At 52.2% G+C, this 12,409-nt stretch carries 7 protein-coding genes; 4 read left to right on the top strand and 3 right to left on the bottom strand.

Features of this window, described 5'->3' with window-relative positions; translation table 11 throughout:
* Positions 1 to 25 precede the first annotated feature (25 nt).
* On the top strand, positions 26 to 913 hold the full coding sequence (cynR, locus tag NR795_RS04085; protein ID WP_257757223.1) for a transcriptional regulator CynR: 888 nt from the start codon (positions 26 to 28) through the stop codon (positions 911 to 913).
* Positions 914 to 938: 25 nt separating this feature from the next.
* On the opposite strand, the gene NR795_RS04080 is transcribed toward cynR, so the two are convergent.
* The 3 genes from NR795_RS04080 to NR795_RS04070 all read right to left on the bottom strand — a co-directional run bounded on the left by NR795_RS04080 (position 939) and on the right by NR795_RS04070 (position 1,661).
* Complete coding sequence (locus tag NR795_RS04080; RefSeq protein ID WP_144812378.1) at positions 939 to 1,253, bottom strand: hypothetical protein; 315 nt, start codon at positions 1,251 to 1,253, stop codon at positions 939 to 941.
* Between the two features lie 161 nt (positions 1,254 to 1,414).
* The gene (locus NR795_RS04075; protein ID WP_257758266.1) at positions 1,415 to 1,534 is read right to left on the bottom strand and encodes a type I toxin-antitoxin system Hok family toxin; all 120 of its coding nucleotides are present in this window, start codon (positions 1,532 to 1,534) and stop codon (positions 1,415 to 1,417) included.
* Positions 1,479 to 1,661, bottom strand: coding sequence for a FlmC family protein (locus NR795_RS04070; RefSeq protein ID WP_257758265.1), 183 nt, complete (start codon positions 1,659 to 1,661; stop codon positions 1,479 to 1,481). The genes NR795_RS04075 and NR795_RS04070 overlap by 56 nt, the downstream gene beginning before the upstream one ends.
* Before the next feature lie 301 nt (positions 1,662 to 1,962).
* Here NR795_RS04070 and NR795_RS04065 point away from each other — a divergent pair, with 301 nt between their 5' ends.
* From NR795_RS04065 to NR795_RS04055, 3 genes are all read left to right on the top strand, one after another.
* Positions 1,963 to 3,039: a mechanosensitive ion channel family protein gene (locus NR795_RS04065; RefSeq protein ID WP_257757222.1), complete on the top strand. Its 1,077-nt coding sequence runs from the start codon at positions 1,963 to 1,965 to the stop codon at positions 3,037 to 3,039.
* Between the two features lie 205 nt (positions 3,040 to 3,244).
* The gene (cspF, locus tag NR795_RS04060; RefSeq protein WP_144812484.1) at positions 3,245 to 3,457 is read left to right on the top strand and encodes a cold shock-like protein CspF; all 213 of its coding nucleotides are present in this window, start codon (positions 3,245 to 3,247) and stop codon (positions 3,455 to 3,457) included.
* Positions 3,458 to 3,768: 311 nt separating this feature from the next.
* Entirely contained in the window at positions 3,769 to 12,351 is an 8,583-nt protein-coding gene (locus NR795_RS04055) for a glycoside hydrolase family 94 protein (RefSeq protein ID WP_257757221.1), read from the top strand.
* Positions 12,352 to 12,409: the final 58 nt, after the last annotated feature.

The raw sequence follows: 12,409 nt of genomic DNA, 5'->3' as shown, positions 1-12,409 counted from the left end.
TTCAGATAATCTTATGGAATAAACGATGCTTGCGCGGCACATACGGTATTTTCAGGCGGTTGCTGAGCACCTCAGCTTCACCAAAGCTGCTGCAGCGCTGCACGTCTCTCAGCCAGCGCTCTCGCAGCTGGTAAAGCAGCTGGAAGAGGAGCTGGGCACCCAGTTGTTCGATCGGTCTGGCCGTACAACACGTCTGACTGATACCGGGCACGCTTATCTACAGTATGTGCGCCGCGCTTCTCAAGAGCTGCGGGACGCTACGCGCGCTATCCACGACGTAAACGATCTCAGCCGTGGATCGCTCCGCTTAGCCGTAACGCCAACCTTCACAACATATCTTGTCGGGCCGCTGGTCGAGGCATTCCACCTTCGCTATCCAGAAATCACCCTCAACGTGCGGGAAATTTCACAGGAAAGCATCGAAGCGCTGCTTCAGGAAGGGGAGCTGGACGTGGGGATCGCATTCGGTGATGTTCACTGTCCGGACATTGACGCGATACCGCTGCTGGACGAAACGCTTGCCCTCATAGTCAATAGCGGGCATAGGCTTGCGAAGGAAAAATCTGCCGGGCTACGGGCTTTAAATACCGAGTCCCTCGTATTACTCAGCAAGGAGTTCGCGACCCGCGAGCAGATTGACAGCTTCTGCCGTAAACACAGCATTCATCCAAAAGTCGTGATGGAAGCTAATGCTCTCGGGGCGGTAATCGAAATTGTCCGCAGGACATCTTTATCCACGCTGCTGCCCGCCAGGACCGCCCTTGTCCAGGATAATCTGGTAGCGATCGCGCTCGAACCCGAACGCCTGACGCGCACAGCGGTCCTGATGCGCCGAAGAGATGCTTATCAGAGCTTTGCAGCCTGGGCATTTACTGAAATAGCCGTGGACGTATCCGCTCAGCTGAATGCATAACCGCCTTTATAGCAGTTACAGACAGTTACTTGGGCGGCGAAACGGCAGCCACCGTATGCTGGAAAACGTAGGGATCGGAGAGTAGTTCAAACTGTTCATCATCCGGATAGGTGACCGCCACATGATAATTCTCGCCTGCAAACGCCTTCACCGCCGATAGATCTTCCCAGTACGTTGCGAGGAAAAAGTGCTCCCAGTCGCCCTGCGTCTCTCGGCGAACAAACGCCCCCCGGTTTCCCGGTACGCTTTTTGAATGATCGACGCCTGTTTTATCAAGGTGCTCTGCAAAGCCTTCAGCATGCTTTAGTGGAACGCAGCCGTGCCATGTCCGGACAATCATAATTTATCTCCTTTTCGCGTTAACGTATTACCCTATCATCAATGATTATGCTTCTTTAGAGAAAAAGGCTGCTGGCCTAAACCAGCAGCCCTTGTAAAGGCGCTCGCGATGCTCAGACACATCGTTCCTGAAAAGGCGGGGTTGCCCCCGCCTCCAGGTTGCTACTTACCAGATTCGCAGGCCATCGAAGCAGCCACCTCCCTGCTCCCATCTCTGTAGCGAATTTCACACAGTGATTTTCGCGTCAGCCAGGTGAATATCAACAGCGTTAAACAGACAATTAATACGCACCAGATGAGAGCGTTCCATGGCAGCTTCATAGCCTTCTTCTCCTTGCCTTGTGGCGGGTAAACGGCTACTCTGATGTTGTCGAGCATAAGAGCAAGCCTCGTTGGTTAATTGAAAAATGACCTTCGGGGCTTTCTTCTTTCTGCCTCATCACATCTTTACCACTTCAACGTTATGAGGCAAAAAGCCTCAAGCGCCACGGCTATTCTACTGCGTCTATGCTCTCTGTGTTGCGGGGCGCCACGCATAACACCTTGCTGCTGCAAAATATTTTAATAAACTAACGAGGCCAGATTTTCATCCTTTTCTTCTAATAATGCGCGTAAAGCAGGCTAATATAGAGAACAGCGTTAAGAGAAGAATGACTGATTTTTTAACCGAGCTAACTCCGCAGGGTTGTTGGCAGGTATAAGGGGAAAGAATGCCTTTTTTATTTGGTGAGTTATCTGTCGCTCCGGCATGGGTGCCAGCTGTATTGGTCGTGACGCTCTCGCTCGCGGTGGGTTTTCTTGCAAGATTTATACTGCTACAGTTCATTCGCTACTGGCAAAGTCGTGACAGAAAGCTATTTAAATCCCTTGAGAAACACCTTCGCGGATCAATGTTCCTTTTCATCCCTCTGCTGTTGATACGCGTGGGGGTTAATTATGTCCATGTTCAACCTGAATACATTACATTCATTACAACGACAATTAATATATTTATAATACTATCATTTTGCTCAGTCCTGATTCGATTAATTAATGTTGCGCAGGATATGCTTTTTATACGCTATGACATTAACATTTCCAATAACCTTCGCGCCCGCAAAATTCGCACTCAGATAATCTATGTTAAGAAAGTCGCTATTGTTGTGCTGGTGACGTTCTGTCTTTCACTGATTTTACTTAGTTTTCCTGGCGTTCGAAAATTCGGTACAACCATTCTGGCTGGTGCAGGGGTTGCCGGAATTATAATTGGCTTTGCCCTACAGAAATCACTTGTCAATTTGTTTGCCGGAATTCAGATAGCGTTTACACAACCCATAAAAATCGATGATGCTGTAGTGGTTGAAAAAGAGTGGGGTTGGATTGAAGAGATAAACCTGACGTATGTTGTAGTGCGTCTCTGGGATCTGCGCCGACTGGTCTTACCGATCACCTACTTCACAGAAAATCCATTCCAAAACTGGACGCGTAACAATGCACAAATTTTGGGATCTGTTTTTCTTTATGTTGATTATTCCATGCCCTTAGAGCCTCTGCGAAAACACTTTGAAAAGGTGCTCAGTGAAACAAGACTTTGGGATCAACAAACTCAGGTCCTTCAGGTTACCGATACGACTGAAAAAACGATGACCATCAGATTGTTAATGACGGCGCAAAATTCACCTACGGCCTTCGATTTACGCTGTTACGTGCGGGAAAAAATGATTGAGTTTATTCAACAAAATTACCCGCAGAGTCTTCCTCAGGTCAGGGCGACGCTGACCAGTCCCGGTGCCTCCGGGAGTGAGTGATTATCTTACAGGCGGAGCGTAGCGAATCTGTCAGCGGATTACATCAGACTTAGGTCATCTGTATGTCCGCTGGTTGATAATGTTGGTCGCAATTTCTTAGGGAGCATAATAAAAGCACTATAAATATTTCCTGCAAACACTATTAAAAGTGGCAATATAATTTTTTCGATGTATAATATGCACGTGTTTTTAACAAGGAATTGACTTGTCACATAAAATGACAGGAATTGTCAAAAGTTTTGACGTTCTTAGTGGTAAAGGGCTCATCACCCCTTCTGATGGCCGAAAAGACGTTCTGCTTCACATTTCAGCCGTTCACTCCCGCGAATCAGAATTACTCATCCCAGGAAGCCGTATTGAATTTTGCCGGATCAACGGTCTCAGTGGACCTGTGGCTGCAAACATCTACCTTTCCTGAATTTCAGGACATTAAAATAAATAGATTAAAAATTAACCGCATGTGATACGGTGAAGCTCATTCATTGAAAGGTTAATGATTATGTCCATTATCGATTATGCAATGAACCTCTTTAGCGGTGCGCCTGCCGGCACTGCTACCTGCCCTGTTTGTCTCTCGACGCCAGCACCGCGCACAGAGCCCATATTCTATACTTAAGTCAAATTCCAGCAGATGTAAAATCCCTGATGCCTTACGCCCATCCTGAGAGAACGTTTCTGAACTGATTTCACACCTGCTCCTGCGCGCTAACGTCTCATCAGAGCAACGCTATGAAAAAGACCCCAAGAGCGTGGTTTAACCGCTCCCATACTCCTGCGCATGCCGCTGAAAACGTTACCTTTTCGGCGAACGATCCTACTGGTGAAAGCAGTCCGCGGTCAGAACTTTTTTCGACCGCCCAGATGGAACGCTACGGTCAGAAGCTGGCCCGGACCCATAAAGTATCGCCTGATAAGCCTCCTTATTATCTCCTGAAACGACTCGGCGAAAACGAGGCCGTTATTACGCAAAACTGCTATGAGCTTAACGCGGGTAAAAAGACCACTATCTTGCCCGCCGGGGAGTGGTTGCTGGACAACTATTACCTGATTGAGGAACAGATCCGTACTGTCCGCCAGCACTTACCGAAAAGTTTCGGTAAAGGTCTTCCCTCGCTGATGTCGCCGCTGAACTGTCCACGAATTTACAATATTGCCTCAGAGGCCATCGCTCATGGTGATGGCCGTTGGGATACTGCCAGCCTGACCAGCTATCTCACCGCCTATCAGCAGGCGACACCGCTGACATTAGGTGAAGTCTGGGCCTTACCGGGAATGCTGCGCCTGGCGCTGATTGAAAATCTCCGTCGTATCAGTACAGAGGTGATAAAGGCACAGCGGGAACGAAACCTGGCAGATACATGGATAACACGATTTTTTGAATGTGCGGAGCGCGCGCCTGCTGATTTAATCATGATGGTTGCCGATATGGCGCGCTCCCAACCTCCGTTAACCAGTGCCTTTGTCGCAGAACTGGTGCGGCGCCTGCAGGGCCATGGCAACGCGTTGTCGCTACCTCTGACCTGGGTTGATCAGTGTCTCCGGGAACAGGGAGTCACCACCGATATTCTTATACATAACTTCAATCAACAGCTTGCCGCCAGCCAGCTATCGGTTAGTAACAGCATCGCAGGGCTGCGATTAGTGAGCGAAACGGACTGGGCTGATTTCGCAGAAACGATAAGCGTTGTTGAACAGGCTCTGCGCAACGATCCTGCTGGTATCTATCCCCGGATGCACTTCAATACCCGGGATCACTACCGCCATGTAGTAGAGATCCTGGCCAGAGACAGTGGTCTCAGTGAGCCGGAAGTTGCTGACAGGGTTCTGCTGCTTTCAGGGGCCAGGACGCCCGGTACACAGGAATATCACGTTGGGTACTATCTCGCGGGAGAAGGTCGACAGCAGCTGGAAATTCATCTGTTGGCAGACACGTCCAGGCTGATACGATTACGACACAGTTTCAATAGAGTAACCTTGCTCTCCTGGCTTGGAAGCCTGGCATTGTTGACCACCGCAATGACCGCGGCAATATTGCATGAAACTGCCATGCAGGGGGCAGACTGGCTGCCGATCGCAGTGATATTGCCTCTGATTATCGCTTTAACGCAGTTAACGAGTGATTTACTCAGTGACGCAACCACGCGTTTTCGCGTTCCTCGACCGTTGCCAGGCATGGATTTTTCAACCGGCATTCCCGCTGACAGTGCAACCATGATCGTCATCCCCTGCATGCTAACCAGCCACGAAAGTTTCTGCAAACTCCTCACCAGTCTTGAAGTCTGCTGGCTGGGGAATCAAAACGAAAATCTTAGATTTGCTCTGCTCACTGATTTCGCTGATTCTGAAAATGAACCCTCGCCGGAAAGTAACGCACTGCTCAGACAGGCTATCGCCGATACGCAGGTGCTTAACCGCCGTTACCCCTCCAGCCGCCCGCGTTTTTATCTGCTACACCGTCAGCCTGAATGGAATCCGACAGAAGGAAAGTGGATGGGCTATGAACGCAAGCGGGGAAAACTGGCGTTGCTGAATAGCTGGCTACGCCATCCGGGGACACAGTTCATCAGCGTTGCAGACATGCCTGCCCACCTTTTGCCGGGGCACATTAAATACGTCATTACCCTGGACAGTGATACGGTGCTGCCGCGCGATACGGCACACAAACTGGTCGCGGCGATGGCGCATCCGCTGAATACGCCAGAGTACGATCCGATCCGCCAGAGGGTCGTCAAAGGATACGGCATTCTGCAACCCGGGCTTGCAGAGGAGATACCCCGCAACGGGCAAGGACGCTATGCCGCTCTGCGTAGCAGCGTACCGGGCAATAACCCCTACTCGATGATGTCTTCGGATATCTATCAGGATCTCTTTGGGGAAGGATCTTTCGTGGGCAAAGGCATTTATGATGTCGATATCTTTGTGCAGGCCACTGCCAACACCTGCCCGGAAAATCTGGTTCTCAGCCATGATCTCCTTGAAGGATGCTATGCACGCTCAGGTCTGCTAAGTGAAGTGTTACTCTACGAACAGTACCCTAATAATTATCTGTCGGATGTTGCACGACGTTCACGCTGGATCCGGGGGGACTGGCAACTGCTTAACTGGTTGAAACCACACGTCAGAAAAGCCGATGGAACCCGAGGTAAGAATCCGCTGACCGCGCTTTCTTACTGGAAATTACTTGATAATCTGCGCCGCAGTCTGGTTGCCCCCTCGCTACTGATATTGCTGTTCTTCACCCTGCTTTGGGTGCCTAATCCGTTTTATTGGCTGGGCGTACTGTCGCTGATATGGCTGTTGCCAGCCATCCTCTGCATCGCCCATGATCTTCTGCATAAACCTCTGCGTCGTCGCCTGAAGCCGCATCTATTAATGGTGGGCACGAGCGCGCTGAAGCGTCTGTCAGGTATCGGCCTGAATTTCATGATACTGCCGCACGAAGCGGGATACTCGCTGAAAGCGATTGCCGTGACGCTATGGCGACTGGGGATCAGCAGGCATAACCTCAGCCAGTGGGTCAGCCACAGCCAGGACAGCCATCAGGCCAGACCCACGGTTGCGCGTTTTTATCTGGCTATGTGGCTGAACGTTGTAGGTGGCGTGACGCTAATCATACTGACCGGACAACTTGCGCCGCAACTGCTGGCGATTGCGTTGCCGATCGGTTTGCTCTGGTGTCTGGCACCGCTGCTAATGAGCTGGCTGAGCCGCCAGCCTGTTCGCAGGGTGTTTTCGCCAAATCAGGAACAAAAACAACTCTTACGCCAGACAAGTCGTGAAATCTGGGCATTTTTTGAAACCTTTGCCACAGAAAAAGAGAACTGGCTTCCACCTGATAATTACCAGGAAATACCGCAACCCACGGTGGCGCATCGTACTTCCCCTACCAATATAGGCCTCTCCCTTATGGCTAACCTGACGGCCTGGGACTTTGGCTACCTGCCCGGAGGCGAGGTGCTCCGACGCGTATCGCTCACGCTCGACACGTTGGATAAAATGGAGCACTACCGGGGCCATCTCTATAACTGGTATGACACCCGTACGCTGGCCCCCCTCAGCCCCCGCTATGTCTCAAGCGTCGATAGCGGCAACATGGCAGGGCATTTGCTGACGCTGCGGGCAGGGCTGTCCGCTATGCGTCATCAGCCCGTATCAAACACACAGCAGATACTGGCAGGACTGAACGATACGCTGGATATTCTGGAAAAACAGTGGGGGCAGAACCGACCTGACAGCCTGCAACTGCTGCGCAAACACTGTTTGAGCGCCGAGTCGCTATCTCCGCAAGCGTTTTTTAGCGAGCTGAAAAACATGCGTACCCAGTGCAACCATCTGACAACGCAGAGTCATAAGGGGTCTCCCCTTCAGGTACGTTGGGCAAGACATCTGGAGCATCAACTGGTTCAGCTTTGCCATGAGTGGTCGCTGCTGCTTGGCTGGTTACCCGCCTCCTGGAACGAACAAACACTGCCGACGCTGAGCGAGCTTGCCCGTGCGACATTTACCGGAGAAGGAACACCTCCGGCGTCAGCGACGGGGCAAGCCAGAATGCGGCTCAATATTATCACCGAACTTGAACAGCGACTGGATGAGCACTCCCGGATGGATTTCGCCTTTCTCTATAGCGAAGCCACCAGTCTGCTCAGGGTCGGTTATAACTGTGACACGAATACGCCTGACAAGAGCCACTACGATCTCCTGCCATCTGAAATCCGCCTGACCAGTTTCCTCGCCATCGCGACTAATCAGCTGCCTCTTAAAAGCTGGTACGCGCTGGGTCGACTGTTTACCACGATTGATAATGAAACCGCCCTGATGTCATGGAGCGGGTCGATGTTTGAATACCTGATGCCGAATCTGGTGATGCCCACCTGGCCTGGTAGTCTGCTTGATGAGATGAGTAAGTCGGCGGTTATGCGCCAGATTCACTGGGGAAAAGAACGCGGGGTACCGTGGGGTGTATCAGAGTCTGGTTATCATGCTTTTGATGTTCAGCATAATTATCAGTATCAGGCATTTGGCGTGCCGGGTCTCGGTCTGCGCAGGGGACTTGCCGATGACATGGTCGTAGCCCCTTACGCCACACTGCTGGCACTGATGATTTCACCCCAGAGAGCCTGTGAGAATCTGTTCAGGCTGCAAAAAAATGGTGCCCATGGCGAATATGGTTTTTATGAAGCGCTGGACTATACCCCTTCGCGCCTTGCAACCGGTCAGCTCTATGCGGTGGTAAAGTCATGGATGGCACATCACCAGGGCATGGCTTTTCAGGCACTGGCTCATGTACTGCTAGACGCCCCCATGACTGAGCGATTCATGTCCAGTACGGTGTTCCGCTCAGCGAGCCTGCTATTACAGGAGCGCGTGCCGGATGCGATCGATCTCTACAGCCCCCGCCGTCATTTTGAATCTCATGAGGGCAGAGTTAAACCCGTTCGCTATGAACCCCGAATCTTTAATGGAGTGGATACACCCACCCCGGATATTCAGCTCCTGTCCAACAGCCATTATCATCTGATGTTGACAGCAGGGGGTGGCGGTTACAGTCGCTGGAATGATATTGCTCTTACGCGCTGGCGCAGTGATACCACCCGCGATAACTGGGGAGCATTCTGCTATATCCGCGATATACAGACGGGGAGTGTGTGGAGCAATACCTGGCAACCGACAGGCTACACCAAAGGACATGATGAGGAAGTTATATTCACCGATGCAAGTGCTGAATTCAGGCGCTCCTTTGGGGAACTCAGCGTCAAAACGCAGGTTGTGATCTCCCCGGAGGATGATATTGAGTTGCGACGGCTTACTCTGATCCATCGTGGTCGCCAGCCGCGCGCTCTGGAATTGACAACCTATGCCGAAGTGGTTTTAGCACCTGATGCCAGCGATCTGGCGCACCCGGCATTCAGCAATCTGTTTATTCAAACTGAGCTGGATCCTGAGCGCGACGCTATTCTTTGCCACCGACGCCCGCGCTCCCCGGATGAACCCAGTCCCTGCCTGTTTCACATGATGGTGGTGCATGGCGATAACCGACATAACGTCTCGTTTGAAACGGACAGGGCAAAATTTCTTGGTCGCGGCAGAAACCCTGCTGATGCCCTGGCGATAGAGGCTGGAGGAGCGCTCAGCAACACGTCGGGGTCAGTGCTGGATCCGATTCTGGCAATACGCCACGCCATCACTCTGCAACCGGGGCAGCCGATCACCATTGATATCATTTATGGCATCAGCGAGACCCGCCAGCAGAGCCTGGCGTTGCTGGAAAAGTATCGCGATTACCCTATCGCGGATCGCGTCTTTGAACTGGCCTGGTCTCACAGTCTGGTAGTACTACGCCAGATGAACGCCAGTGAAGATGATGCCACATTGTTTAATCGTCTCGCCAGCGCGGTGCTTTACCCTGTCCAGGAGCTGCGCGCCGAAGGTCTGGCGATCGGCCGCAATCGGCGTGGACAGTCCAGTCTGTGGGGCTGGGCAATCTCAGGCGATCTGCCGATAGTGTTGCTCAGTATTACCAGCGAGGAAAGTATCTCCTCCGTTACCACCCTGATACAGGCACACCGTTACTGGAGACAGAAAGGACTGAATGTTGATTTGGTTATCCTGAATAACAGCCCCGGCGGCTACCAGCAGGGATTACAAAATCAGATTATGGAATTAATTTATGCGGGGTCTGAAGCCAGTCTGCTGGACAAAAAGGGCGGGCTTTTTGTCCGTAATGGCGAGCATCTCTCTACTGAAGATAAGTTGCTTTTGATGAGCGTGGCCTGTCTTTATATTGATGACCGCGCAGGTGGCATTAATGAGCAGCTTAACCAGCGTCTTCATACCCTGAAACCTCCGGTCAGAGCACTCATTCCACGTGTTGTACGGGAGCATAATCAACATACGGACTGGAGCCCCGATACCCGTCAGTTATGCCATTTTAATGGCTACGGTGGATTTTCGCAGGATGGTCGGGAGTACCAGATTCTCCTGCGGGAAAATGCGCCGACACCGGCCCCCTGGTCAAACGTACTGGCAAATTCCCGTTTTGGCAGCGTGATTTCAGAGGCGGGACAGGCCTACACCTGGTATGAGAATGCACATGAATACCGGTTGACGCCGTGGGAGAACGATCCGGTGAGCGATCGCAGCGGCGAGGCATTTTATCTGCGCGATGAAGAGAGCGGTGAATACTGGTCACCGACGGTTTTGCCTGTTCGCGGACACGGTGATTACCTGACCCGCCATGGTTTTGGTTACAGCGTTTTTGCCCATCGTGAGAGTGGTATAGACAGCGAGCTGACGGTGCTGGTTGCTGAAGCGGCGCCGGTTAAACTGGCGATCCTGACGTTCAGTAACACGTCGGGACGGACACGTAAACTCTCCGTCACTGGCTATGTGGAGTGGACGCTCGGCGAATCCCGAACTCGCTCAGCCCCTCACATTGTGACACATGCAGCCACTATTCCTGGCGGCTGTAGCGTTCTGGCGAACAACTTTTACGGTAATAACGGTGGCGAGCGTACTGCTTTTATTGCCGTCAGCGGTAATGACTGTTCGCTGACGGGTGACCGCCGGGAATTTATCGGCCGTAATGGCTCTCTGCACGCCCCCTCCTCCATGAAACTGCGCAGACTTTCAGGTAAGACGGGAGCCGGTCTGGATCCCTGCGGGGCGGTACAATCGGCAGTCACATTAATTGATGGCGATCAGAGGACGTTTATTTTTATCCTTGGCGCAGAAGAGGATCCTGTGCGTGCTCAGGAGACGCTTAACCACTATATGAATGAGGATACGGTCCGTCAGGCGCTAAACCGTGTTCACGCCCACTGGCATAATGTGCTCGATAAAATCGTGGTTAACACCCCCGACACCTCCGTAAATTTACTGGTTAATGGCTGGCTGTTGTATCAGACAGTAGCCTGTCGTCTTATGGCTCGCAGTGGTTACTATCAGTCAGGTGGTGCATTTGGTTTTCGCGATCAACTGCAAGATACGTTGGCATTGAGCCATGCCGATCCGAACCGGATGCGTGAACAGATAATCCTGTGTGCATCACGGCAATTTATCGAGGGAGATGTGCAACACTGGTGGCACCCTCCACACGGCAACGGTGTTCGTACCCGCTGTTCTGATGACTACCTGTGGCTTCCCCTTGCCGTTTGCCACTATGTTGAAACCACGGGGGATAAAGATGCCCTTGAAATACGCTCGCCTTATCTGGAGGGGCGTCTGCTTCAGCCTGGGGAAGAGTCTGTCTATGACACGCCGGTCATCAGCGGCACCGAAGAGACACTCTGGTTACACTGCGTCAGAGCGATTAAATATGGACTGCGGTTCGGAGAGCATGGTCTACCGCTAATGGGCGCGGGCGACTGGAATGACGGGATGAACCGGGTGGGTATCGAAGGCAAAGGTGAAAGCGTCTGGCTGGGCTTCTTCCTGTACGACATTTTGCAGCGCTTCGCGGCGCTGGCAGAGAGCAGGCAGGATGAGGGTGTCGCTTCCATGTGTCGTACACAGGCCTTGCGCCTGCAAAAAAATCTCGAAGCCCACAGCTGGGATGGCGAGTGGTACCGGCGCGGCTATTTTGACGATGGTACTCCACTGGGGTCGAAAGCCTCACAGGACTGCCGGATTGATGCGATTGCGCAGAGCTGGTCTGTATTGTCCGGGGCCGCAAGTCCGGAGCGGTGCGCAAAGGCCATGCAGGCACTGAATCAGCACCTTGTAGATAACGAGGGGGGGTTGATAAAACTGTTAACGCCTCCGTTCGATGGCCATGGTCCTAATCCGGGTTATATTCAGGGGTATCTGCCTGGTGTGCGTGAAAACGGAGGGCAGTATACACATGGTGCCATCTGGGCAGTGATGGCATTTGCCCGAATGGGGAGTAGTGAACGCGCCTGGCAACTCTGGTCAATGCTCAGCCCGATAAATCATGCTCTGGATGCAGACTCGGTTGGGATTTATAAAGCTGAGCCCTATGTCATGAGTGCTGATGTCTACAGCGTCGCGCCCCATACCGGACGTGCGGGCTGGAGCTGGTATACCGGTTCCGCAGGCTGGGCCTGGCGTTTACTGACCGAGGAGTTACTGGGAATAAAACGTTCCGGTGCTGTCTTAACTGTTCATGCCCGGTTGCCGGATGCGTGGCCATCTTTTTCTATGGCCTACCAATATGGCAAAAGCCGTTATCAGATTAGTGTCTCACGCGGCGATGCAGAATATCGCCTTACACTCGATGGCGTTATCCTGGCTGATGACAGAATACCGCTGCAAGATGATGGGCAAACCCATACGGTTGAGATCATTCAGAGCTGACACTGATTCCAGACGCGCATTAACGCCTGCCGTTAATGCGCGGGTTATCTCTGTGCCC

Origin of the sequence: Pseudescherichia sp. L3 (assembly GCF_024656065.1) — a bacterium.
GTDB lineage: Bacteria > Pseudomonadota > Gammaproteobacteria > Enterobacterales > Enterobacteriaceae > Pseudescherichia.
The sequence above is the reverse complement of the archived record's forward strand: the minus strand, read 5'-3'. Positions and strand labels throughout refer to the sequence as shown.

Bases quoted from the DNA above. Each gene is read 5' to 3' on its own strand.
- NR795_RS04055 (WP_257757221.1), top strand. From the start codon at position 3,769: ATGAAAAAGACCCCAAGAGCGTGGTTTAACCGCTCCCATACTCCTGCG.
- NR795_RS04080 (WP_144812378.1), bottom strand. From the start codon at position 1,253: ATGATTGTCCGGACATGGCACGGCTGCGTTCCACTAAAGCATGCTGAA.
- cynR (WP_257757223.1), top strand. From the start codon at position 26: ATGCTTGCGCGGCACATACGGTATTTTCAGGCGGTTGCTGAGCACCTC.
- NR795_RS04065 (WP_257757222.1), top strand. From the start codon at position 1,963: ATGCCTTTTTTATTTGGTGAGTTATCTGTCGCTCCGGCATGGGTGCCA.